General features: G+C 61.1%; 19 protein-coding genes. 4 read left to right on the top strand and 15 right to left on the bottom strand.

Features of this window, described 5'->3' with window-relative positions; all coding sequences use genetic code 11:
• Nucleotides 1–109: 109 nt before the first annotated feature.
• The 5 genes from V7773_RS17615 to V7773_RS17595 all read right to left on the bottom strand — a co-directional run bounded on the left by V7773_RS17615 (nt 110) and on the right by V7773_RS17595 (nt 5,109).
• Nucleotides 110–811 (bottom strand): ABC transporter ATP-binding protein, encoded by a 702-nt coding sequence (locus tag V7773_RS17615; protein ID WP_063322663.1) that lies wholly within the window; start codon nt 809–811, stop codon nt 110–112.
• Nucleotides 812–1,579, bottom strand: coding sequence for a high-affinity branched-chain amino acid ABC transporter ATP-binding protein LivG (gene livG / locus V7773_RS17610; protein ID WP_063322662.1), 768 nt, complete (start codon nt 1,577–1,579; stop codon nt 812–814).
• Nucleotides 1,576–2,832 carry a high-affinity branched-chain amino acid ABC transporter permease LivM gene (locus tag V7773_RS17605; RefSeq protein ID WP_063322661.1) on the bottom strand — a complete coding sequence of 419 codons (1,257 nt, stop codon included), beginning with the start codon at nt 2,830–2,832 and terminating at the stop codon, nt 1,576–1,578. Before V7773_RS17605 ends, livG begins: the two co-directional genes overlap by 4 nt.
• The gene (gene livH, locus V7773_RS17600) at nt 2,829–3,752 is read right to left on the bottom strand and encodes a high-affinity branched-chain amino acid ABC transporter permease LivH (RefSeq protein WP_014336891.1); all 924 of its coding nucleotides are present in this window, start codon (nt 3,750–3,752) and stop codon (nt 2,829–2,831) included. The genes V7773_RS17605 and livH overlap by 4 nt, the downstream gene beginning before the upstream one ends.
• A 229-nt stretch (nt 3,753–3,981) precedes the next feature.
• Nucleotides 3,982–5,109, bottom strand: a complete 1,128-nt coding sequence (locus V7773_RS17595) for a branched-chain amino acid ABC transporter substrate-binding protein (protein WP_336074277.1) — start codon at nt 5,107–5,109, stop codon at nt 3,982–3,984.
• Between the two features lie 339 nt (nt 5,110–5,448).
• Between V7773_RS17595 and V7773_RS17590 the strand changes: the two genes are divergently transcribed.
• The gene (locus tag V7773_RS17590; RefSeq protein WP_092223176.1) at nt 5,449–5,754 is read left to right on the top strand and encodes a DUF2288 domain-containing protein; all 306 of its coding nucleotides are present in this window, start codon (nt 5,449–5,451) and stop codon (nt 5,752–5,754) included.
• 287 nt (nt 5,755–6,041) lie between these two features.
• Here V7773_RS17590 and V7773_RS17585 read toward each other — a convergent pair whose 3' ends face one another.
• Nucleotides 6,042–8,219: a hypothetical protein gene (locus V7773_RS17585; protein WP_336074276.1), complete on the bottom strand. Its 2,178-nt coding sequence runs from the start codon at nt 8,217–8,219 to the stop codon at nt 6,042–6,044.
• Between the two features lie 352 nt (nt 8,220–8,571).
• On the opposite strand from V7773_RS17585, the gene V7773_RS17580 reads away from it, so the two are divergent.
• Nucleotides 8,572–9,921: a spinster family MFS transporter gene (locus V7773_RS17580; RefSeq protein ID WP_336074274.1), complete on the top strand. Its 1,350-nt coding sequence runs from the start codon at nt 8,572–8,574 to the stop codon at nt 9,919–9,921.
• A gap of 199 nt (nt 9,922–10,120) precedes the next feature.
• On the opposite strand, the gene V7773_RS17575 is transcribed toward V7773_RS17580, so the two are convergent.
• Nucleotides 10,121–11,656, bottom strand: coding sequence for an MDR family MFS transporter (locus V7773_RS17575; RefSeq protein ID WP_336074273.1), 1,536 nt, complete (start codon nt 11,654–11,656; stop codon nt 10,121–10,123).
• Between the two features lie 51 nt (nt 11,657–11,707).
• Nucleotides 11,708–12,898: a 4-hydroxybenzoate 3-monooxygenase gene (pobA, locus tag V7773_RS17570; protein ID WP_336074272.1), complete on the bottom strand. Its 1,191-nt coding sequence runs from the start codon at nt 12,896–12,898 to the stop codon at nt 11,708–11,710.
• Between the two features lie 175 nt (nt 12,899–13,073).
• Between pobA and V7773_RS17565 the strand changes: the two genes are divergently transcribed.
• Nucleotides 13,074–13,967, top strand: a complete 894-nt coding sequence (locus V7773_RS17565; protein ID WP_063322654.1) for a helix-turn-helix domain-containing protein — start codon at nt 13,074–13,076, stop codon at nt 13,965–13,967.
• A 7-nt stretch (nt 13,968–13,974) separates the two neighbouring features.
• Here the strand turns inward: V7773_RS17565 and V7773_RS17560 are convergent, their stop codons facing one another.
• The 6 genes from V7773_RS17560 to arcD (V7773_RS17535) all read right to left on the bottom strand — a co-directional run bounded on the left by V7773_RS17560 (nt 13,975) and on the right by arcD (V7773_RS17535) (nt 19,650).
• Complete coding sequence (locus V7773_RS17560) at nt 13,975–14,151, bottom strand: hypothetical protein (RefSeq protein ID WP_162843733.1); 177 nt, start codon at nt 14,149–14,151, stop codon at nt 13,975–13,977.
• 286 nt (nt 14,152–14,437) lie between these two features.
• A complete protein-coding gene (locus V7773_RS17555) occupies nt 14,438–14,797 on the bottom strand; it encodes a DUF5064 family protein (protein WP_072349103.1) in 360 nt (119 codons plus the stop codon).
• Between the two features lie 65 nt (nt 14,798–14,862).
• A complete protein-coding gene (gene arcC / locus V7773_RS17550) occupies nt 14,863–15,792 on the bottom strand; it encodes a carbamate kinase (RefSeq protein ID WP_092463753.1) in 930 nt (309 codons plus the stop codon).
• A gap of 60 nt (nt 15,793–15,852) precedes the next feature.
• The gene (locus V7773_RS17545; protein ID WP_014336901.1) at nt 15,853–16,863 is read right to left on the bottom strand and encodes an ornithine carbamoyltransferase; all 1,011 of its coding nucleotides are present in this window, start codon (nt 16,861–16,863) and stop codon (nt 15,853–15,855) included.
• 71 nt (nt 16,864–16,934) lie between these two features.
• Nucleotides 16,935–18,191, bottom strand: coding sequence for an arginine deiminase (arcA, locus tag V7773_RS17540; RefSeq protein WP_092144217.1), 1,257 nt, complete (start codon nt 18,189–18,191; stop codon nt 16,935–16,937).
• Nucleotides 18,192–18,222: 31 nt separating this feature from the next.
• On the bottom strand, nt 18,223–19,650 hold the full coding sequence (gene arcD / locus V7773_RS17535) for an arginine-ornithine antiporter (RefSeq protein ID WP_336074271.1): 1,428 nt from the start codon (nt 19,648–19,650) through the stop codon (nt 18,223–18,225).
• A 395-nt stretch (nt 19,651–20,045) separates the two neighbouring features.
• On the opposite strand from arcD (V7773_RS17535), the gene arcD (V7773_RS17530) reads away from it, so the two are divergent.
• Nucleotides 20,046–21,473, top strand: a complete 1,428-nt coding sequence (gene arcD / locus V7773_RS17530; RefSeq protein ID WP_336074270.1) for an arginine-ornithine antiporter — start codon at nt 20,046–20,048, stop codon at nt 21,471–21,473.
• 189 nt (nt 21,474–21,662) lie between these two features.
• On the opposite strand, the gene V7773_RS17525 is transcribed toward arcD (V7773_RS17530), so the two are convergent.
• Nucleotides 21,663–23,009, bottom strand: a complete 1,347-nt coding sequence (locus tag V7773_RS17525) for a CoA transferase (protein WP_336074269.1) — start codon at nt 23,007–23,009, stop codon at nt 21,663–21,665.
• Between the last annotated feature and the right edge of the window lie 9 nt (nt 23,010–23,018).

Genomic DNA, 23,018 nt, shown 5'->3' with positions numbered 1-23,018 from the left:
TTACGGTCGCTGCGCAACCGAGCGGGAGCAAGCTCCCTCGCCACAGGGGATTGCGGCTGGCCCGGGCGAAAAAAAACGGCCCTAAGGCCGTTTTTTTACTGCGACAGACTTAACCGCCCAGGTACGCCTCACGCACTTTCGGGTCGGTCAGCAGGGCCTCACCGGTGCCTTGCATCACCACGCGACCGTTTTCCAGCACGTACGCCCGGTCGGCGATTTTCAGCGCCTGGTTGGCGTTCTGCTCCACCAGGAACACCGTTACGCCGTCCTTGCGCAGTTGTTCGATGATGTCGAAGATCTGCTGGATGATGATCGGTGCCAGACCCAGGGAAGGCTCGTCGAGCAGCAGCAGCTTAGGTTTGCTCATCAGCGCACGGCCGATGGCGAGCATTTGCTGTTCACCGCCGGACATGGTGCCGCCGCGCTGGGTGAAGCGTTCTTTCAGGCGTGGGAAAAGGTGCAGGACCTTGTCCATCTGTTCCTGATAGTCGCCCTTGTCGGTGAAGAATCCACCCATGGCGAGGTTTTCTTCCACGGTCAGCCGGGCAAATACCCGACGACCTTCCGGCACCACCGCGATGCTCTTGCGCATGATGTGCGACGAGTCCTGGCCCACCAGTTCCTCACCCATGTAGCGGATGCTGCCGCTGTGGGCCTGGGGCGAACCGCAGAGCGTCATCAGCAGGGTGGATTTGCCGGCACCGTTGGCACCGATCAGCGTGACGATTTCGCCCTGGCGGACTTCGACGTTGACGCTGTGCAAGGCCTGGATCTTGCCGTAGAAGGTGGAAACGTTTTCGAATTGCAGCATTTACGCTTCCCCCAGGTAGGCTTTGATCACTTCAGGATTGTCGCGGATCTGTTCCGGCGTACCGTCGGCCAGGGGCGTGCCCTGGTTGATCACGACGATGTGGTCGGAAATGCTCATGACCAGCTTCATGTCGTGCTCGATCAGCAGCACGGTGACGTTGTGCTCTTCACGCAGCACGCCGATCAGCGCTTTCAGGTCTTCGGTTTCCTTGGGGTTCAGGCCGGCGGCCGGCTCGTCGAGCATGAGGATCCGCGGACGGGTCATCATGCAGCGGGCGATTTCCAGGCGCCGTTGCTGACCGTAGGCCAGGGTGCCGGCGGGACGGTTGGCAAACTCGGTGAGGTTGACCTTGTCCAGCCAGTACTCGGCGTACTCCATGGCCTCGCGTTCGCTTTTGCGGAACGCCGGGGTCTTGAACAGGCCGGCAAAGAAGTTGGTGTTCAAATGACGATGTTGGGCGATCAGCAGGTTCTCGACCGCCGTCATGTCCTTGAACAGCCGCACGTTCTGGAAGGTGCGTACCACACCCTTGCGGGCGATGTGGTGGCCGGGCAGGCCCTGGATCGGCTCGCCGTCCAGCAGGATGGTGCCGCCGGTGGGCTGGTAGAAGCCGGTCAGGCAGTTGAACACGGTGGTCTTGCCCGCGCCGTTCGGCCCGATCAGGGCAACCACTTGCTTCTCTTTCACGGTCAGGGCCACGCCGTTGACCGCCAGCAAACCGCCGAAGCGCATGCTCAAGTTTTCGACTTTCAGGATCTCGCGGCTCATTTGCGCAGCTCCATGTGGGGGCGTTGCATAGGCAGCAGACCTTGAGGACGCCAGATCATCATCAGCACCATCAGGGCACCGAACATCAACATGCGGTATTCGCTGAATTCACGCATCATTTCAGGCAGCAGGATCATCACGATGGCCGCCAGGATCACGCCCAACTGCGAGCCCATCCCGCCCAGCACCACGATGGCGAGGATGATCGCCGACTCGATGAAGGTGAAGGATTCCGGCGTCACCAGGCCCTGGCGGGCGGCGAAGAAACTGCCGGCAAAACCGGCGAACGCAGCGCCGAGGGTAAACGCCGACAGTTTGATCACGGTTGGGTTGAGACCCAGGGCGCGGCAAGCGATTTCGTCTTCACGCAGTGCCTCCCAGGCGCGACCGATCGGCATGCGCAGCAGCCGGTTGATGACGAACAGCGCGGCCAGGGCCAGCAACAGGGCAACCAGGTAGAGGAAAATCACCTTGTTGATCGAGTTGTATTCCAGGCCGAAGTACTCGTGGAAGGTCTGCAGGCCTTCGGCGGCTTTACGTTCGAAGGTCAGGCCGAAGAACGTCGGTTTCTCGATGTTGCTGATGCCGTTCGGGCCACCGGTGATGTCGGTCAGGTTGCGCAGGAACAGACGGATGATCTCGCCAAAACCCAGGGTTACGATGGCCAGGTAGTCACCGCGCAAGCGCAGGACCGGGAACCCCAGCAGGAAACCGAAGGTGGCGGCCATCATCCCGGCGATCGGCAGGCAGATCCAGAAGCTCAGGCCGAAGTAGTGGGACAGCAGCGCATAGCTGTAGGCACCGACGGCGTAGAAGCCGACATAACCCAGGTCCAGCAGGCCGGCCAGGCCTACCACGATGTTCAGGCCAAGGCCCAGCATCACGTAGATCAGGATCAGCGTGGCGATGTCCACCGCACCACGGGAGCCGAAGAACGGCCACACCAGTGCGCCAACGATCAGGGCCAGGACGATCCAGCGCTGGGTGGTCGGCAGGGTCAGGAAGTTGCTGGCCTTGGCCGGGATCACCGGCAGGCCGGGCGACGACTTCCACATGGCGCTGATCTGTGTGCTGAACAGCACCCGCAGGAACATCAGCAGCGAACACACGGCGATGGTCGCCAGGATGGCCGGGCTGGTGCCGTGCACTTCCAGGTTGATACCGACGATGGTCAGTTTAAGACCCAGTACCGGGTAGGCCACGGCCCAGACCAGCAGGGCGCTGAAGAGCGCCGATTTGAGATGCCTAGTCATACTTTCTCAACCTCCGGGCGACCCAGGATGCCAGTCGGCCGGAATAACAGAACCAGAACCAACAAGCCGAATGCCACGACGTCCTTGTACTGGTCGCCGAAGATGTCGGCGCCAAAGGCTTCCGCCACGCCCAGTACCAGCCCGCCGAGCATCGCCCCGGGAATGCTGCCGATGCCGCCCAGTACCGCGGCGGTGAAGGCTTTCAGGCCGACGAGGAAGCCGGCGTTGGGGTTGATCACGCCGTATTGCATGCTCAACAGCACCGCGGCGATGGCCGCCAGGGCCGCACCGATGACGAAGGTCAGGGCGATGATGTTGTTGGTGTTGATGCCCAGCAGGTTGGCCATCTTGATGTCCTCGGCACAGGCGCGGCAGGCGCGGCCCAGGCGGGAACGGGAGATGAACAGCGTCAGGCCGAGCATGGCGACCAGGGTCACCACGAACACCACGATTTGCATGTAGGAAATCAGCACTTCATGTGCCCCACCTGGCCCGATGGCAAAGTTGCCGGGAATCAGGTTGGGTATGGATTTGTCCTTGGAGTCTTGCGAAAGCAGTACCGTGTTCTGCAGGAAGATCGACATGCCGATGGCGGAAATCAACGGGATCAGACGGTTGCTGCCGCGCAGGGGGCGGTAGGCGATCCGTTCGATGCTGTAGCCATAGGAGCTGGTGACGACGATGCTCGCGATGAAAGCCGCGGTCATCAACAGCGGGACACTGTCGAGTCCCATCATGGCCAGCCCGGCGATGGCGATGAACGCCACGTAGGAGCCGATCATGTACACCTCGCCGTGGGCGAAGTTGATCATTCCAATGATGCCGTAGACCATCGTATAGCCGATGGCGATCAGGGCATACGTGCTGCCAACGGTCAGGCCGTTAACCAGCTGCTGGAAGAAGTGATAGATGTCAGGCATTACAGCGCTCCTAAAAACCTGATACGCATTTCACTGGTGGAGTCATTTTCCCGCCCGGCCCCGTGGATCTGCATCCACTTCGAGCACGAGGTTTGCCAGCGAACCGCTGATGACGGTTTTGAGATTTTCAGGTGGGGAGACTGGCGGATCACGCCAGCGCGGCCCAATACATTTAAAACAAAGCCCACGGCACGCCGTGGGCTTTATTGGCAGTCAGTCAGGCCAGGCCTTACTGAGGCGAAGCTTCGGTTTTAGGTTTGCCGAAATGCCACTCGTAAACCACGAACTTGAAGTCTTTCAGGTCGCCGTTCTTGTCAAAGCTCAAGTCACCGGTAGGGGTCTTGAAGGTGCCGGCGTGGATGGCTTCAGCCACTTTGCCCGCGTCTTCACTCTTGGCAGCCTTGATGGCGTCGGCGATCACGGTCACGGCAGAGTAGGACGGGAACACGAACGGACCGCTCGGGTCTTCTTTCTTGGCCTTGAAGGCGTCAGCCAGGGCGATGTTGGCAGGGTCCTGGTCGAAAGATTTCGGCAGGGTTACCAGCAAGCCTTCGGAAGATTCCTTGGCGATCTGCGAGATGGAGTCGTTACCCACGCCTTCCGGACCCATGAACTTGGCTTTCAGGCCTTTTTCCTGGGATTGACGCAGGATCAGGCCCAGTTCCGGGTGGTAGCCGCCGTAGTAGACGAAGTCGACGTTGGCTTGCTTGAGCTTGGCGATCATCGAGGAGAAGTCTTTGTCGCCGGCGTTCACGCCTTCGAAGACGGCCACTTTCACGCCTTTGTCTTCGAGGGTTTTCTTCACGGCGCTGGCGATGCCTTCACCGTACTGCTGCTTGTCGTGCAGGACCGCAACGATCTTCGGCTTGACGTGGTTGGCGATGTAGTTGCCGGCCGCAGGGCCTTGGGCGCTGTCCAGGCCGATGGTGCGGAAGATCATCTTGTAGCCGCGAGCGGTGATGTCCGGGCTGGTAGCGGCCGGGGTGATCATGACCACGCCTTCGTCTTCATAGATGTCCGAAGCCGGCTGGGTGGAGCTGGAGCACAGGTGGCCGACCACGAACTTGATGCCGTCGTTGACGACTTTGTTCGCGACCGCGACCGCTTGTTTTGGATCGCAGGCGTCATCGTACTCAACGGCGACGAGTTGCTTGCCGTTGACGCCACCCTTGGCGTTGATCTGCTCGATGGCCATTTTGGAGCCACTGAATTGCATGTCGCCGTATTGGGCTACAGGGCCGGTTTTTGGGCCGGCGATGCCGATCTTGATGGTGTCGGCGGCGAACGAATGGCTGGCAACCCCGGCCAGAACCATAGCGGCAAACAGTTTGGAAATCTGCTTAGTAGCCTTAGTCATAGTGCTCCACTCATGCTGTTGTAGTTTTTATAGTCCTGGCGCCGTAGCAGCAGAACCGGGTCAGATATCTTGGATACCCTCGCGGAAAATGCCCCCGGCAACTGTACCGGTACAGTGTAGAGCGCCGATTGTTGGCAAGGGAAGCTGGCGCTTGGGGGCAAAACCTGAGGGTGTCGCTTAATTGAAAGAAAAAGACAGAATGGCGGCGGGGTTTGTCCGGTCATATCGGCAATCCTTGGCTTTCCTGCGCTTTTCAATCGGTACTGCAATTGCTACCGGGTTTTTCTGCCAGACCACCGACGTTATCATTCGCGCCGATTTCTTTTCCGGACAGGTCCCATGAATCAAGAACCTAGCACCCTCTATGCCAAGCTGCTTGGTGAAACCGCATCCATCACCTGGAAAGAGCTGGAGCCGTTCTTTGCCAAGGGTGCCCTATTGTGGGTCGATCCGGCACTGGATTTGATCGCCGCCGCCGAGGCCGTCGCCCGGGACGAAGGTACTAAAGTCGCCGCCTGGCTGGCCGCCGACCAGCTCGCCAAGCTGTCTGAAACGCGGGCGCTGGATTTTCTGGAACGCGATCCGCAGCTTTGGGCGGTGGTGGTTTCACCCTGGATTATGATCCAGGAAAGAGCGTCGAACTGATCGGCGCACCAACTTGGTTCGTGATTTTTGTCGCGGGAAAGTGTGTAGGTGAGTAGCGTGATGGCAGCCTGCCGTGGCGAAACGCCACAGGGCAGGGTGACGTATACGTAACGGGAACAGTTCATGGAGCAGCCTTTGGGCTGCTCAATTGTTTCTGGATGTTGTTCAGGTGCAGGATTCAGGACCGCTATCGCGAGCAAGCTCGATCCCACAGTGGGTCTGTGTACACAAAACCCTGTGGGAGCGAGCTTGCTCGCGATTGGAGGCAACACGGTGCTGCGCCGGCCTCAGTAAGTCCTGCCAGTATGGTTATTCAAGGAAATGACCTTGGTCTTGCCAATGCGGTGACGGTAGATCTCGCGCAGGTACTTGATGGCCTTTTTCACGCAGTCGCGGGACAGGCGGATATCGTTGATCGAGACGAACTTGTCCTTGTCACTGATCAGCTCGCGGTACTTCTTCTCGTACATCGGCTTGATCGCGTACCAGTTGGTGTCGAGGATCTTCGCCGGGTTTTCGAATTCGTTGAGCAGGTCGTCGATCCGTTCTTCATCGAAGTCTTCATTGATGATGAAGTCCAGGATCGAGTTGTCCAGGGTATCGTCGAAGCGGTACGGGGTGCGGGCGAAGCAGCGTTTGATGAAGGCCACGATCAGGGTCAGGAAGTCATCCGACAGGCACGGACTCTTGGCGATCAGGGTGGTCAGCGACAGGTTGGCCGACGCGCCGATCACCAACGCATAACGCTTGAGGGTGGTGTTGGGGAACAGGCTGTTGAGGTGGGTCTTGAGCCGGTTCAGGTCCATGTAGGACAGCTTGTAGTCCTTGGGCAGGGAGACGATGGACACCACCGACGAGCAATTCTTGAAGAAGTGCAGGTCATGCAGGGCCGCGGCGTCGTAGCCGGAATTCTTGTACTGCTCCAGCGAGGCGCGGTAGCGCTTGGATTCGATCGGCAGCAGGCTGATGCCTTCGATGGCCTGGGTGACTTTGTTGAAGTGCGGCAGGTCGATGGAGCGGAAGAACAGGTCGTCGATGTTCAGGCGCGGCGGCTCTTTCTCGAATACCTTGAACTTGTCACCGCTGGGTGCCGGGGTTTCCGGGACGACGGATTCGGCGTAGGCAATCGCCACCGGGCCGGCGAGGCTCATGAACAGGTCGTTGGCGTCCAGGCGAATGGTTTCGCCAATGTCGATGCCGGCACGTCGGAAGTAGTTCTGGTCGTAGTCGGTCGTGACCGCCTGGGCCGTCAGGATGTTGAAGATCTGCTGGGAGATGTACTGGTTGGCGTGCTTCTCCATGGCATTGACATCAATGTTCTGGATGTTGCCGTCATCGCTTTCTTCGGCGTAGCGCATGATGTCGTTGGAGATCAGCATCATCGCGTTCCACGGGCGGATACGGCCCATCACGCTGGCTTCGCTGCTGTCTTCGTTGGCGAAGTTGTACGAGAAATCCCATTCTTCCGACAGGTACTTGCACAGCAGGCGTCCGGCGTTGATATGCAAGGCCTCGGACATTTCGCTGCGGTGGTCGGAAATGTTCGGCAATACACAGATGCCGCTGGTGAAAATCGGTTCGAAGACGAAGGAGTGACCGCTCTTGCTGTCGTGTTCGTCCATCGGCTTGGTGTCGAACGTCTTGTTCATGTACGAGTATTGCTGGGCCAGGCCGAACTCCGAGGCCATGCCCGAACCGGTACCGCCGCCGGCACTGAAGATCGAGAAGTACAGGCGCGACTGGTTGGCCTTGATGCCGCAGCTGTCGATCAGGTACGAGTGGATCATTTTCCAGTCGGGGCTGGAGAAGCGCTGGGTGTCCTTGTTCAGGATGATCTTGGCCAGGTACTGGCCCAGGATTGGCGCGTTACCGGCGCCACCGGCGTGGACTTCCGAGAGGTCCATGATCTTCATCTTGCTGTAGTCGCGCAAAAAGCCGCTTTTTTCGCCCTTGCGCGAGAAACGGATGCGCCCGGCGATGTCCTTGTCCAGGTCGCCGAGCATCACCAGCGGTTCCACCAGGAACACCGGTTTGCTGGCCTTGCTGGTGCCCAGGCGCAGGTTGTTGCGGATCCACTGCGCGGGGCTGTAGCCCTTGTCGCTGTAGCCTTTGTCTTCGGCGTTGAATTCGTTGAGGTAGAACTTGCGGGCGTTGTATACCAGCTCAGCCACATCCAGGGCGATGTTGGAGCCGCAGCGCCCCAGGCCGATCAGGCACACCGACGGGAATTCCTGCTGGGCACGGTCATTCTCGTCTTCCACCAGATGGGGCGGTCGCGGGAACACCGCATCGCGCAGGCCATCGAGGTTGTCGAGGATCCGGTCGGTGTTGGTTTCGGTGAAATACAGATACTGCTGAGTCGACAGGGGACGCGAGCTGCTCGATGGTTTCGAGGCTTCAGGGCCATTGGCGGCTGGGCTCAGGGTCAGATCGGATACCGCAGTGGCTGTTTTTTTGGAAGTCATTGTGCGCCATATGCCTGAACTGGTTGGCTCGACGAGCGCTGTCATCGAACCATCGCGGATGGGAGCTCGCGTCCTGGATGGCGCGAAGGTCGGCCCCGAGCGTCCAGGGCTATAGCCTGGGGGGCAGCTCGAGAGATTCTTTCCTGATAGGTTGAATCGGCCACCGGCAGACGATCTTTAATCAAGAATGGGCGAAATGATGGCAATTGTTACAGGTAATTGACCGTTATCAAGAAACGCGCCGCTCGCCATGGGGGGGTATCAGCCTTGCGAATGATTGGAGACAGCCCGCGCGCCGCTGTCTAGATTGCAGATTCCGCTAATGCTCCATAACAATAAAAGAGACGGACCCATGCAGAACTCGACCCAAGCGGCGAATGCCTGGCGCATTCTGTTCCTGTTGTTTTTGGCCAACCTGTTCAACTTCTTCGACCGCACCATCCCGGCGATCATCATCGAGCCGATCCGCATGGAGTGGAGTCTCAGCGACTTCCAGATCGGCATCATCGGCACCGCTTTCACCATCGTCTACGCCATCGCCGGGTTGCCATTGGGGCGCATGGCCGATACCGGTTCGCGCAGCAAGTTGATGGGCTGGGGCCTGGCGACCTGGAGCGCGCTGACGGCGGTCAACGGCCTGGTGGGCAGTTTCTGGGCGTTCCTGGTGGTGCGCATGGGCGTCGGGATCGGCGAGGCGAGTTATGCCCCGGCGGCCAACTCACTGATTGGCGATCTGTTCCCGGCCCATCGCCGGGCGCGGGCCATGGGCATCTTCATGCTGGGCCTGCCGATTGGCTTGCTGCTGGCCTTCTTCACCATCGGGGCGATGGTCAAGGCGTTCGACAGTTGGCGCGCGCCGTTCTTTATCGCGGCTGTGCCAGGCTTGGTGCTGGCGCTATTCATGTTCTTCATCAAGGAACCCAAGCGCGGCGCGGCGGAAACCGTGCAGGTGTCCCAGGAAAAGATCGACCGGCCGATCCGTCGGGTGCTGGCGATTCCCACGTTCCTGTGGTTGGTGCTGGCTGGGTTGTGCTTCAACTTCGCCACCTATGCCTGCAACTCCTTCCTGGTGCCGATGCTGCAACGCTATTTCCTGATGCCGTTGCACGAGGCGGCGGTGGCCACCGGGATCATGGTGGGCGTGACGGGGTTGTTCGGCTTGACCCTCGGCGGCTGGATCGCCGACAAGATTCATCAGCGCGTGCCCAGTGGTCGCTTGCTGTTCGCCGCGTTCAGCCTGGTGATTTCGACGCTCACCACTGCCTGGGCATTGCATGCCGGGCGAATTGAAATCGGCGTGTTCGTCGCGGTGTTCAGTGTCGGCTGGTTGTTCGCCTATACCTTTTATACCTGCGTGTATACGGCGATCCAGGACGTGGTCGAGCCGCGCCTGCGGGCCACGGCGATGGCGCTGTTCTTCGCCGGCCTGTACTTGCTGGGTGGCGGCCTGGGGCCGGTGGTGGTGGGCGGCTTGTCCGACTACTTCGCCCGCACGGCCATGGCCGCAGCCGGAGTCGAGCAGATGACAGAAGCGTTCAAGGCCATCGGCCTGCATGACGCGATGTACCTGATCCCGGTGGCGCTGTTCCTGACCATGGTGTTCCTGTTCCTGGCGTCACGTTGTTTTGTGCGCGATGCCAAGCGGATGAAGGAGGGGATGAGTGTGGTGGTGGTGCCGGGAAGTGTGGCGGCGACGGTTTGACTAAAGCCATACACCGTTCCCCGTGGCGAGGGAGCTTGCTCCCGCTGGGGCGCGAAGCGGCCCTCTACTGTACCGGCGAACACTGAATTTTTGGGTCTGCTGCGCAGCCCAGCGGGAGCAAGCTCCCTCGCCACAGGGTTTTGTGTTGAACCACGGGGCTGGTTCAATCACAGGCCTGTGGGGCTGCGGCTCTATCTGCCTAGTGAACCTTATCCTCTCGCCCACGCAGCAGTTGATTGGGCATCACCACCGCCGCCGCCAGCCCCAGCAACGACACCGCCGCGCTGATCACCAGCAAATGGCGGAACGTCGCCTGCAATGCCTGGCGCAAGGCGTTCTGCGCCTCGCCCGGGGCGGCGTTCAGGCCGTCCAGCAAGACGCTGCCGGAATGCCCTTCACCGATCAACGACGAGCTGGCGAGCTGGGCGAAGCTGGAATCCTGCAGCAAGGCCAGCAGCAACGCTGACATCAGTGCCACGCCCACCGCGCCGCCAAGGGCGCGGAACAGGTTGGTGGTGCTGGTGGCGACGCCGATGTCCTGTTGGTGTACGGCGTTCTGCGCACCCACCAGTGACGTGGGAAACTGCATGCCGGAGGCGATGCCGCTGAGCAGCATGAACAGACTGCTCAGCCAGAGCGCGGCGGGCGGGGTGAAGGCCATGCCGAGGATAGCGAACGGGAAGAGCAGGGCGCCGCCCAGGATCATCGGCTTGTAGCGCCCCGTGATCGAGGTCCGGCGTCCGGCGAAATACGCGCCGACCGGCAGCCCTATCGCCAGCGGCAACAAGTGCAGCGCCGCACTGTCGGCACCGGCGCCGGTCACGCTCTGGAAGCGCAACGGCACCAGCACCGTCAGGGAAATCGCCTGGAAGCTGGTGAAGAACACCGTGCACCAACACAGCACCGCATCGCGGTTGGCGAACAGGTGCATCGGCAACAACGGCTCCCGCGCCCGGCGCTCGTGCCAGGCGAACACCCCCAGCGCTGCGCCTGCGCAACCCAGCAACCCCAACACTTCACGGCTGTGCCAGGCATGACCCTGGCCGACCTGGGTAATCCCCAGCAGCAGCGCCGTCAGGCCGATGATCAGCAACACGGTGCCCAGGTAATCAATGATCGGCGTGCGTTGCGGCGCCGGCAGCCCGACCAGGCTGCGTCGGGCGACCCACCAGGCCACCAGGCCCAGCGGCAGGTTGATCCAGAACACCCAGCGCCACGACAGGTACTCGGTCATGTAGCCGCCGAGCACCGGCCCGGCCACGCTGGCCACCGCGTACATGCTGCTGAAATAACCCTGGTAGCGACCGCGTTCGCGGGGCGGGATGATGTCGCCGATGATCGCCTGGCTCACCGAAATCATCCCGCCGGCGCCGATGCCCTGGAAAATCCGCGCCAGCACCAATTGCTCCATGTCTTGTGCCAGGCCGCAGAACAGCGAGGCCAGGGTGAACAAGCCCATGCCGAACAGCATCAGCGGCCGGCGACCGTAGAGGTCACCGAGCTTGCCGTAGATCGGCACCGCCACGGTCATGGCGACCATGTAGCCGGAAATCACCCAGGCCAGCAGGTTGACGTCGGCAAACTGCGCGGAGATGGCCGGCATCGAGACGGCGACGATGGTCTGGTCCAGCGCCCCCAGGAAAATCGCCAGCATCAGGGCTACCAGCACGCTGCGGATGGCCGGTTTTGGGGCTTGGAGCGTATTGAACCGAGTCAAGGTAGAACCTGCGGGCATCGCGCCGGAGAGGCAAAATGGACGAAACCCGCAGTTTAAGTCGATAGGCGACTATTCGATAGCCTCGTAAGGAAGTCCGACGTAATTTTCCGCGATGGTCTTGCGACCGGCCTCGGAGTCGACGAAATATTCCAGCTCGGCTTCGCTGATACGCTGGTTGAAGGCATCCTCGTCGAAGCGGTGCAGCATCGAGGTCATCCACCAGGAGAACCGTTCGGCTTTCCAGACGCGCCGCAGGCAGATGGCCGAATACTTCTGCAGCAGATCCACACGGCCGTTGCGATAGACCTTGAGCAGGATGTTGAACAGTGTGCTGACATCGCTGGCCGCCAGGTTCAGCCCTTTGGCGCCAGTGGGCGGGACGATGTGCGCCGCATCGCCCACCAGGAACATCCGCCCATACTGCATCGGCTCGACCACGAAGCTGCGCAGCGGGGCGATGCTTTTCTCGATGGACGGGCCGGTCACCAGGGCTGCGGCCAGGTCGGCGGGCAGGCGGTTTTTCAGTTCGCCCCAGAAACGCTCGTCCGGCCAGTCGGTCACTTGTTCCTCGGCGGGCACTTGCAGGTAATAACGGGTGCGGGTCTTGGAGCGCATGCTGCACAAGGCAAAACCGCGCGCGTGGCGAGCGTAGACCAGTTCTTCGTGGACCGGCGGGGTATCGGCCAGCACGCCGAGCCAGCCAAACGGGTAGACGCGTTCGAAGACCTTGAGTTTTTCCGCAGGAATGGACTGTCGCGCCACACCGTGGAAACCGTCGCAACCGGCAATGTAATCGCAGTCCAGGCGCCAGGTTTCTCCTTCATGCTCGAAGGTCACGAAAGGGGTTTGGGTTTGCATGTCGTGGGGTTGGGCGTTGCTGGCCAGGTACAGGGTCCGGGCGCCGGCGGCTTCGCGGGCGGCCATCAAATCACGGGTCACTTCGGTCTGACCGTAGACCATGACGTTTTTACCACCGGTCAGGCCCTTGAGATCGATGTGCACCCGTCGATCGTTGAGCACCAGTTCAAAACCATCATGGGGCAGGCCTTCGGCGTCCATGCGCTGGCCAACGCCGGCCTGGCGCAGCAGTTCGACCATGCCTTGCTCCAGCACGCCGGCGCGGATGCGGCTCAGTACGTATTCCGGGGTCTGGCGTTCGAGGATGACAGTGTCGATCCCGGCGTTGTGCAGCAACTGGCCGAGTAGCAGGCCAGAGGGGCCGGCACCGATAATAGCGACTTGGGTCTTGAGGGTTTTCATTGTTGTTATGACTCGCACGAAGCACGCGACCAGGGTCGGTGTTGATTATTAGAAATCGAGTGCCTACATTTTTCGCTTGCGGACCTGTCAGTTGAAGGGGAAAACTGAGCCGATACCTGTTCTTTTTGCCAATTGGTGCGATTATCGCCCGCAACCCCAGGCCCGGATCCACGTTATGAAAAAACCTGACCTGCCTTCGATCCCGGTGTTCAAGCTCTATGGCGAGAGCCAGGAATGGCCGACGCCGGACTTGTTGCACTGCGAGACCATCTCCAAGCGCAGCCGCGAGCATCAATGGGAAATCAAGCCCCATCGGCATGCCGATCTGTGCCAGTTGTTGTTTGTCTTCAAGGGCCAGGCGGAACTGGAAATCGAGGGTCGGCGTACGCTACTCACCGAGCCGGCCGTGCAGATCCTGCCGCCGCTGTCGGTCCATGGCTTTCGTTTTTCCGAGGATGTGGAAGGTTACGTGGTGACCCTGGCAGCGCCGCTGGTCACGCACCTGCAAGCGCAACTGGGGCATTCGGTCAACGTCCTGGCCCAGGCCGAAAGCTACCCCGCCCTCGAGAATGCCGAGTACCTCAACAGCCTGTTCAGCGCCTTGCAGAATGAGTACGTGGGGCATCAACCGGCGCGGGAAATGCTGATGCATGCGTTGGTCAGCGTGATCATGGTCTGGGTCAGCCGCCAGGTGATGCAGCGACACACCCAGGCCCAGCGCCCGCAACGGGCCCGGGAATACCTCAATGGCTTCATCCAGTTGGTGGAAGAAACCTATCGCGAGCACGTCAAGGTCGAAGACCTGGCCCACCGCCTGGGCATTTCCGTGTCGCACCTCAACGGCACTTGCCGGGAACTGGCGGGGCAACCGGCGCTGCAGATCATGCATGAGCGCCAGTTGCTGGAAGCCAAGCGCCTGCTGACTTACACCGGCATGACCATCTACGAGATTTCCGAAATGCTCGGGTTTTCCGATCCGACCAACTTCACCCGGCTGTTCCGCCGACGCGTCGGCATCTCGCCCAAGACATTCCGGGACCGGCTCAAGACCGATCAACAGGACGACTGAGCACGCCTCAGCGCAGGGCGTTCAGGGTTGCGCTGTGGGGGATGCACCGTTCGAAGTTGCAACTGGCGTATTCACGGGGCAGTTGCCTGGCCTGCTCGACCCGGTAGGCCGCAGTGCCGTACAGCGCGAGCGTGGCGGCGCAGGTGACAAAAATGGCGAGGCGTCTTCTTGTTTTAATGTTCATGGCGGTGACCTCTGAACGAATACCCGGGGGTACTACTTTCAGAATAGGTCAGCCGTGGCGAGTTGCCAGTCAGGCAGCGAGTATGTTTAACCCGATATTCAGAGCACTGATAACCCGGTGGGAACCCAGTTCCTTGGGGATCAATGCAGTGCTTTTTTGTGGCTAGGGAGCTTGCTCCCGCTCGGTTGCGCAGCGACCGCAATATTTTGGGGCCGCTGCGCGGGCCCAGCGGGAGCAAGCTCCCTCGCCACAGGTCCACTTCAGCAATGGAAGTGTTCTGAGTCTGTTATTCCAGATGCTCTGGCTTCATCGGGTCGCCCGGCTTGACGTCCAGTTGCTTGCGCACGTCTTCGAACATTTCGTCGTAGTACTTGTGCATCGAGCCGATGCTCGCGGTCTTGGGCAAGCCATACTTCTGGGCGATGCGCGTGGCGTGGCGGGCGAAGTCGAAGGCCTGGTCCTTGGCCAGGAAGAATGTCTCGTCCAGTGACTTGTCTTCGACGGTGCCATGCACCCGGAATGACATGCCCGTGCCTTCCTTGCCGTCCTGGTCGACCTTGTAGTCGATGCACAGGTTGTAGCTGAAATCATCCTTGTTCAGCGCATGGCGCTCCATGTGCAGGTGTCCGGGTTCGAACATGGCCATAAGCAACTCTCCTTTGAAGGCATGGGGAGTAGGGCAGACCCTGGATCCGCCCCGCAAGTTTCCTGTTATCGATAAGCGATGCCAGGTGTCGCCGTGCTGATACGGGTGCCGGCCTTGCCCAGGACGATCGCGTCGATGTCCGAGAGTGAACCGATCACCGCGACCTTGCCAGTGTTGCGCGCGAATTCGCAGGCGGCCTGCACCTTCGGCCCCATGGAGCCGGCGGCGAAGCCGAGCTTTTCCATTTCGTCGGGGTGGGCCTGGGCGATGGCTTTCTGGGTCGGCTTGCCGAAGTCGATGAACGCGGCGTTGACGTCGGTGGCGATCACCAGCAGATCGCTTTCCAGCTGTTCGGCCAGCAGCGCCGAGCACAGGTCCTTGTCGATGACCGCTTCCACGCCTTGCAGCTTGCCGTCGGCGTCGTACATCGTCGGGATGCCGCCACCGCCGGCACAGATCACGATACTGCCCTTTTCCAGCAGCCATTTGATCGGGCGGATTTCAAAGATGCGCTTGGGCCTGGGGCTTGCGACCACGCGACGGAACTTGTCGCCGTCCGGGGCGATGGCCCAGCCTTTTTCGGCGGCCAGTTCCTGCGCCTCTTCCTGGCTGTAGACCGGGCCGATGGGTTTGGTGGGTTTTTGGAAGGCCGGGTCGTTGCCGTCCACTTCAACCTGGGTCAGGAGCGTGGCGAAGGGGACTTCGAAGTCCAGCAGATTGCCCAGTTCCTGTTCAATGATGTAGCCGATCATGCCTTCGGTTTCGGCGCCGAGCACGTCCAGCGGATACGGCGTCACCGAGGTGTAGGCCGCCGCCTGCAACGACAGCAGGCCGACCTGCGGGCCGTTGCCGTGGGCGATGACCAGTTGGTTGCCGGGGTGGATTTTCGCGATCTGTTCGGTCGCGGTGCGGATGTTGATGCGTTGATTGTCTGCGGTCATGGGTTCACCCCGACGCAGGAGGGCGTTACCGCCCAGGGCAACGACGATACGCATGGTGTTGTCCTTCTAAAAAATGGACGAACAACGCGCTCCCACAAGGGAACTGCGTTGGTTTCAGATATCCGCCAACGCCGAGACCAGGATCGCCTTGATGGTGTGCATGCGGTTTTCCGCTTGCTCGAAGGCGATGTTGGCCGGCGATTCGAAGACCTCCTCGGTCACTTCCACGCCATTGGCCAGGTTCGGGTAACGGGCGGCGATGTCCTTGCCGACCTTGGTTTCGCTGTTATGGAACGCTGGCAGGCAGTGCATGAATTTCACCCGCGGGTTGCCCGAGGCTTTCATCATTTGCGCATTGACCTGGTAGGGCAGCAATTGCTCGATGCGCTCATCCCAGGCTTCCACCGGCTCGCCCATGGACACCCAGATGTCGGTGTGGATGAAGTCCACGCCCTTGACGGCTTCCTTCGGGTCTTCGGTGATGGTGAGGCGCGCGCCACTTTCGGCGGCGAAGGCCTGGCACTGGTCGATGAAGTCCTGATGCGGCCACAAGGCTTTCGGCGCGCCGATGCGCACGTCCATGCCCAGTTTGGCGCCGATCATCAGCAGCGAATTGCCCATGTTGTAGCGGGCATCGCCCAGGTAGGCGTAGCTGATGTCATGCAGCGGCTTGTCACTGTGTTCGCGCATGGTCAGGGTGTCGGCGATCATCTGGGTGGGGTGGAATTCGGCGGTCAGGCCGTTGAACACCGGCACGCCGGCGAACTTGGCCAGTTCCTCGACGATCTCCTGTTCGAAGCCCCGGTACTCGATGGCGTCGAACATCCGCCCCAGGACCCGGGCGGTGTCTTTCATGCTTTCCTTGTGACCGATCTGCGATGAAACCGGGTCGATGTAGGTGACGTGGGCGCCCTGGTCATGGGCTGCCACTTCAAAGGCGCAGCGGGTGCGGGTCGAGGTCTTTTCGAAGATCAGCGCGATGTTCTTGCCCTTGAGGTGCGGTTGTTCGGTGCCGGTGTACTTGGCACGCTTGAGGTCGCGGGACAGGTCCAGCAGAAAGTGCAGCTCGCGGTTGGTGTGGTGCATCAAGCTCAGCAGGCTGCGGTTGCGCATGTTGAACGCCATGATGTGGATCTCCTCAGGTGTAGGTTATCCCCTGGGCGGGTATCGGATCGATACCGGCCCAGGCTCAAAGGTCAGTAATCGATCGGGTCGCGGATGATCGGGCAGGTCATGCAGTGACCACCGCCACGGCCCCGGCCCAGTTCGCTGGCGCTGATGGTGATGACTTCCACACCGGCCTTGCGCAGCAGGGTGTTGGTGTAGGTGTTTCGGTCGTAGCCGATCACTACGCCCGGCTCCACGGCCACTACGTTGTTACCGTCGTCCCATTGTTCGCGTTCGGCGGCGAAGCTGTTGCCGCCGGTTTCCACCACCCGCAGCGCCGGCAGCTTGAGGGCCGCGGCCACGGTATCGAGGAAGCTGCCGTCCTCGCGACGCACATCGATGCCGCCGGGCTTGCTCTCGTCAGGGCGCAGGGAGAAGGCGACGATCTGGCTCACCACTTCGGGGAAAATCGTGACCAGGTCGCGGTCGCAGAAGCTGAACACGGTGTCCAGGTGCATGGCCGCGCGGGATTTCGGCAAGCCGGCGACGATCACCCGTTCCACGGCCTTGTGCTTGAACAGGTTCAGCGCCAGTTGGCCGATGGCCTGGCGGGACGAACGTTCGCCCATGCCGATCAGCACCACGCCGTTGCCGATGGGCATCACGTCGCCGCCTTCAAGGGTGGCGTTGCCGTGCTCCTGGTCCGGGTCGCCGTACCAGACCTGGAAGTCGGCGTTCGTGAACTCGGGATGGAATTTGTAGATGGCGCTGGCCAGCAGGGTTTCCTGGCGCCGCGCCGGCCAATACATCGGGTTCAGGGTCACGCCGCCGTAGATCCAGCAGGTGGTGTCGCGGGTGAACTGGGTGTTGGGCAGCGGCGGCAGGATGAAGCTGGAGTGCCCGAGGAAGTCGCGGAACATCTGAATGGTCTTGCCACCGAAGCTGTCCGGCAGGTCATCGGCCGAGACGCCGCCAATCAGGAATTCGGCGATATGGCGTGGCTCCAGGCTGCGCAGCCACGAACCGACTTCATTCACCAGGCCCAGGCCCACCGAGTTGGCGGTGATCTTGCGCTGCAGGATCCAGTCCAGGGCTTCGGGGATGGCGACGATGTCGGTCAGTAGGTTGTGCATTTCCAGCACGTCGATGTCGCGCTCGCGCATCTTGGTGACGAAATCGAAATGATCGCGCTTGGCCTGGTTGACCCAGATCACATCGTCGAACAGCAGCTCGTCGCAGTTGTTCGGGGTCAGCCGCTGGTGGGCCAGGCCTGGGGAACACACCATGACTTTACGTAATTTGCCGGCTTCGGAATGCACGCCGTATTTCACTTTTTCCGTGGTCATTACAAATCCTCCAGTTAGAACAATCAGCCAACTACAAGGTCAGGAAGCCGTCGTAGAGCCCGTAGGCCGCCACCAGGGCGCCTGCGATCACTGCGGCGAAAATCAGCTTCTCGACAGAGGTGAAAATCGGTTTGCCCAACTCGCGCTTGGCCTTGGCGAACAGGATCGCGCCGGGGGCATAGAGCAGGGCCGAGAGCAGCAGGTACTTGATCCCGCCGGCGTACAGCAGCCATACGGCGTAGATCAGGGCGACAGCGCCGATGATCAGGTCCTTGCGCCGCTCGGCCGCGAAGCCTTCGTAGGTCTCGCCGCGCACCGCCAGCAGCACGGCGTAGGCCGCCGACCACAGGTACGGCACCAGGATCATCGAAGTGGCGAGGTAGATCAGTGACAGGTAGGTGCTGGCCGAGAACAGGGTGATGACCAAAAACAGCTGGACCATTGCGTTGGTCAGCCACAGGGCGTTGGCCGGTACGTGGTTGGCGTTTTCCCGGCGCAGGAACTCGGGCATGGTGTGGTCTTTGGCGGCGGCGAACATGATCTCGGCGCACAGCAATACCCAGGACAGCAGGGCGCCGAGCAGCGAGATGATCAGGCCGACGCTGATCAGCACCGCGCCCCAGTGCCCCACGACATGCTCCAGCACGGCGGCCATGGACGGGTTCTGCAACTTCGCCAGTTCAGGCTGGGTCATGATGCCCAGGGACAGCACGTTCACCAGTACCAGGAACAGCAGTACGGTGATGAAGCCGATGACGGTGGCCTTGCCCACGTCGGTACGTTTCTCTGCGCGGGCGGAAAAAATACTCGCGCCCTCGATGCCGATGAACACCCACACGGTGACCAGCATCATGTGCCGCACCTGGTTCATCACGCTGCCCAGGTCCGGATTCTTCAAGCCCCAGATGTCGGCGGTGAAGATATCGAGCTTGAAGGCGAACACCGCGATCAGCACGAACAACACCAGCGGCACGACCTTGGCCACGGTGGTGACGAGGTTGATGAACGCGGCTTCCTTGATGCCGCGCAGCACCAGCCAGTGCACTGCCCACAACAACACCGAGGCGCTGATTACCGCCGCAACGGTGTTGCCTTCACCAAAGATTGGGAAGAAGTAGCCCAGGGTGCTGAACAGCAGCACGAAGTAGCCGACGTTGCCCAGCCAGGCGCTGATCCAGTAACCCCAGGCGGAGGAAAAACCCATGTAGTCGCCGAAACCGGCCTTGGCGTAGGCATACACCCCGCCGTCCAGATCGGGTTTGCGGTTGGCCAGGGTCTGGAACACGAAGGCCAGGGTCAGCATGCCGACGGCGGTGATGGCCCAGCCGATCAGCACCGCACCGACGTCGGCGCTGGCGGCCATGTTTTGTGGCAGGGAAAAGATCCCGCCGCCGATCATGGAGCCGACAACCAGTGCAACCAACGCACCTAATCGAAGTTTTCCGGGGGTATCAGACATTTGCGAGACTCCAGTGCAGGAGAAGAGAGTCAACAGACTAAGTCGATTTGAAAGTTGAATAGCTGATCTGGATCAGTGCATGGCAACATTCCATTGTTAATGAAGGAGTTAACACCGTCCGTTGGCGTCTTGAAGTTGCTCGAAAGGCCCGTTTCAGGGCCTTTGGCAAAGGATTTGTGAAGGTTTTCTTGCCGCAGGATTATTCACGCTAGTTGATTTCCACTGAGTCGCAACTATTTTGTAGGCTGCGTTCGTGACAATAATGATGGGGTGTCATGGTCTTTTTAATTAGGGCCTTGGAGAATGGCCGGGTCATAAGTCTTTGGACTTTGTGTGGATGACGTTATTCAAAAACGTTATGTCGCTTTATTTACTTAATTTAATAGTGAGAGAAGATGCCGCAGCCGATTGAAAAGTTGCCCTTGGGCGCACTGATCGCACTGGTGGTGGGGTCAATGATCGGCGGCGGGATTTTTTCCCTGCCGCAAAACATGGCGGCCCGGGCCGATGTCGGCGCGGTGCTGATCGGCTGGGCCATCACCGCCATCGGCATGCTGACCCTGGCCTTCGTGTTCCAGACCCTGGCCAATCGCAAGCCGGAATTGAATTCGGGCGTGTACGCCTATGCCAAGGCCGGCTTCGGTGACTATATGGGCTTCTCGTCTGCCTGGGGCTACTGGATCAGTGCCTGGATGGGCAATGTCGGTTACTTCGTGCTGCTGTTCAGTACCTTGGGCTACTTCTTCCCGGTGTTCGGCCAAGGCAATACGCCGGTGGCCATCGGCTGTGCGTCGTTGTTGCTGTGGGCGGTGCATTTCCTGGTGCTGCGCGGGATCCAGGAGGCGGCCTTCATCAATCTAGTGACCACCGTGGCCAAGGTCGTGCCGCTGTTGATGTTCGTCGTCATGGCCGCCGTGGCCTTCAAGGCCGAGGTTTTCACCCGGGATATCTGGGGCGCGATGAATCCGGACCTGGGCAGTGTGATGGACCAGGTGCGCAACATGATGCTGGTGACGGTGTTCGTGTTTATCGGCATCGAAGGCGCCAGCGTCTATTCGGCACGGGCAGAAAGACGTGCGGACGTAGGGCGTGCGACGGTGATCGGGTTTCTCGGGGTATTGGCGCTGCTGGTGCTGGTGAATGTGTTGTCCCTGGGGGTCATGAGCCAGCCGGAACTGGCGCAGTTGCAGAACCCATCCTTGGTCGGTGTGCTGGAGCACATTGTCGGGCCCTGGGGCGCGTTGCTGATCAGCCTGGGGCTGGCGGTTTCACTGCTGGGAGCCCTGCTGTCCTGGGCGCTGTTGTGCGCTGAAATCCTCTACGCCACCGCCCGGGACAAGACCATGCCGGCGTTCCTGACCAAGGAGAATGCCAACCGTGCGCCGGTCAACGCGCTGTGGCTGACCAATGGCATGATCCAGCTGTTTTTGCTGATCACTCTGTTTTCCGCAGGCACCTACACCAGCCTGATCTACCTCGCCTCGTCGATGATCCTGGTGCCGTACCTGTGGTCGGCGGCTTATGCGGTGCTGCTTTGCGCCCGGGGGGAAACCTACGAACAGGGCTCGGCACGGCGCATGAAAGACCTGTGCATCGGTGGTGTCGCGCTGTGCTACGCGGTGTGGCTGCTGTATGCCGGAGGCGTGAAATACCTGCTGCTGTCGGCGCTGTTGTATGCGCCCGGGGTGATCCTGTTTGCCCAGGCCAAGCGCGAGCAGGGACAGCCCTTGTTCACCCATGTGGAAAAGGGAATATTTGCTTGCGTGATGTCAGGGGCGGGCATCGCGGCTTATGGGTTGTACAGTGGGTTTTTGGCGTTGTGAGGCTACCATGTTGTCGAGGCGGACTCTTGTGGCGAGGGAGCTTGCTCCCGCTGGGGCGCGCAGCGGCCCCGAGGCCCGACGACGCGGTGTTTCAAGCTGATTGTAGTGGCTTTTGGAGGGGGCTGCTGCGCAGCCCAGCGGGAGCAAGCTCCCTCGCCACAAAGGGCATTTTTTAACCGGTAGTGAGCGTCACCACCGTGCCCGATGCGCGCCCAGTTCCGCCGCTGGCAAGGCCCATTGCAGCGGCGTCCCGGTGATTTTCAAGGGCACATGCAAGCGATGGGCCGGTCCCCATGGCGTCTGTTCGACCACCAGGCCCTGATCATCCTCAGCCTCGGCTCGCAATAGGGTCGAATCCCCTGCGCCACGTTCGATCAACAGCTTCGCCGTGCGTGCCAGTGACAGGCGTGCCGAGCCGCCCTGACTGCTTGCCAGGCGCCGGGACAACAGCACCAGGGCGCTGGCCGCCAGCAGATAGCCGGTGCCATGATCCAGCGCCTGCACCGGCAGCGGTGTCGGTTTGTCGGTGTGTTTCCAGCCCATGCCGGCTTCGGCAATGCCGCTGCTCATTTGCACCAGGCTGTCGAAGCCGCGCCGGTTCTGCCACGGGCCGCTCCAGCCATAGGCATTGAGGCTGACGTCGATCAGGCCCGGGGCCATCTGCCGGCGCTGCTCGGCGCCGTAGCCCAGGCGTTCCAGGGCGTCGGCACGGTAGCCGTGCAAAAGGATGTCGGTGTCCTTGAGCAGTGCCTCGAATGCCGCGCGATCATCGGCCCGATGCAGGTCGAGGCGGGCGCAGCGTTTGCCCAGGGTGACTTCCGGCACCACGCCGGGTTCGTTCCAGGTCGGCGGGTCGATGCGCAGCACGTCGGCCCCCAGGCCGGCGAGGAAGCGGCTGGCGACGGGGCCGGCCAGCACGCGGGTCAAATCCAGCACCTTGAGGCCCGCCAGTGGCTGGGTCACGGAGCCGAGCCAGGGTTTGCGCTGCTCTCCAGTCGTTTCACTCAGGTGCACCAGCGGCTCAGCGTTCACCGCCAGCCCTTGGGGATGGGCCTGCCACGCTTGCCATGAACGCATCTCGGCGGCACAACCGCCTGCGTCGACCACGGCCTGTTCCAGCTCGGCCTTGTTCCATCGGGCCACCCTGGCCGCCATGTCGGCGCGGTCGGTGCAGGTGCCGAGGACTTTTTCCGCCGCAAGGCGATGATGCGGTGCGTTGGTGTGCAGGCGAATCCAGCCGTCGGCGCTGGCGTAGTCGCCGGCCACCGGGTCCCACATCGGCGGCACGCTCCAGCCGATGGGGCGCAGGGAGGTGGAGAACCAGAACGACGCCAGGCGTCGGTCGACCTCGACAGGTGGCAGGCGAGTGGTTTGTTGCTGGATGAGTTCGGCGGTCGCCTGGCCGGCCACGGCGATGCTGGCGCTGGCCAGCTCCGTGACGGCGAAGGCCGAGGGCAGCGCGCCATCGCCAGCGAAGGTGATCGGGGTCGTGGGCAAGCCGAGTGCGGTTTGCATGGACGTGAGCAGATCTGACATCGAAAGCCC

The sequence above is a fragment of the Pseudomonas sp. 3JA genome, assembly GCF_036961705.1.
In the GTDB taxonomy this organism is placed as follows: Bacteria; Pseudomonadota; Gammaproteobacteria; order Pseudomonadales; family Pseudomonadaceae; genus Aquipseudomonas; species Aquipseudomonas fluorescens_Q.
This window is presented reverse-complemented; position numbering and strand designations above follow the sequence as displayed.

What these genes read in the sequence shown, in the direction of transcription:
- V7773_RS17615 (WP_063322663.1), bottom strand. Translation starts at nt 811, where the DNA reads ATGCTGCAATTCGAAAACGTTTCCACCTTCTACGGCAAGATCCAGGCC.
- livG (WP_063322662.1), bottom strand. Translation starts at nt 1,579, where the DNA reads ATGAGCCGCGAGATCCTGAAAGTCGAAAACTTGAGCATGCGCTTCGGC.
- V7773_RS17605 (WP_063322661.1), bottom strand. Translation starts at nt 2,832, where the DNA reads ATGACTAGGCATCTCAAATCGGCGCTCTTCAGCGCCCTGCTGGTCTGG.
- livH (WP_014336891.1), bottom strand. Translation starts at nt 3,752, where the DNA reads ATGCCTGACATCTATCACTTCTTCCAGCAGCTGGTTAACGGCCTGACC.
- V7773_RS17595 (WP_336074277.1), bottom strand. Translation starts at nt 5,109, where the DNA reads ATGACTAAGGCTACTAAGCAGATTTCCAAACTGTTTGCCGCTATGGTT.
- V7773_RS17590 (WP_092223176.1), top strand. Translation starts at nt 5,449, where the DNA reads ATGAATCAAGAACCTAGCACCCTCTATGCCAAGCTGCTTGGTGAAACC.
- V7773_RS17585 (WP_336074276.1), bottom strand. Translation starts at nt 8,219, where the DNA reads ATGACTTCCAAAAAAACAGCCACTGCGGTATCCGATCTGACCCTGAGC.
- V7773_RS17580 (WP_336074274.1), top strand. Translation starts at nt 8,572, where the DNA reads ATGCAGAACTCGACCCAAGCGGCGAATGCCTGGCGCATTCTGTTCCTG.
- V7773_RS17575 (WP_336074273.1), bottom strand. Translation starts at nt 11,656, where the DNA reads ATGCCCGCAGGTTCTACCTTGACTCGGTTCAATACGCTCCAAGCCCCA.
- pobA (WP_336074272.1), bottom strand. Translation starts at nt 12,898, where the DNA reads ATGAAAACCCTCAAGACCCAAGTCGCTATTATCGGTGCCGGCCCCTCT.
- V7773_RS17565 (WP_063322654.1), top strand. Translation starts at nt 13,074, where the DNA reads ATGAAAAAACCTGACCTGCCTTCGATCCCGGTGTTCAAGCTCTATGGC.
- V7773_RS17560 (WP_162843733.1), bottom strand. Translation starts at nt 14,151, where the DNA reads ATGAACATTAAAACAAGAAGACGCCTCGCCATTTTTGTCACCTGCGCC.
- V7773_RS17555 (WP_072349103.1), bottom strand. Translation starts at nt 14,797, where the DNA reads ATGGCCATGTTCGAACCCGGACACCTGCACATGGAGCGCCATGCGCTG.
- arcC (WP_092463753.1), bottom strand. Translation starts at nt 15,792, where the DNA reads ATGCGTATCGTCGTTGCCCTGGGCGGTAACGCCCTCCTGCGTCGGGGT.
- V7773_RS17545 (WP_014336901.1), bottom strand. Translation starts at nt 16,863, where the DNA reads ATGGCGTTCAACATGCGCAACCGCAGCCTGCTGAGCTTGATGCACCAC.
- arcA (WP_092144217.1), bottom strand. Translation starts at nt 18,191, where the DNA reads ATGACCACGGAAAAAGTGAAATACGGCGTGCATTCCGAAGCCGGCAAA.
- arcD (WP_336074271.1), bottom strand. Translation starts at nt 19,650, where the DNA reads ATGTCTGATACCCCCGGAAAACTTCGATTAGGTGCGTTGGTTGCACTG.
- arcD (WP_336074270.1), top strand. Translation starts at nt 20,046, where the DNA reads ATGCCGCAGCCGATTGAAAAGTTGCCCTTGGGCGCACTGATCGCACTG.
- V7773_RS17525 (WP_336074269.1), bottom strand. Translation starts at nt 23,009, where the DNA reads ATGTCAGATCTGCTCACGTCCATGCAAACCGCACTCGGCTTGCCCACG.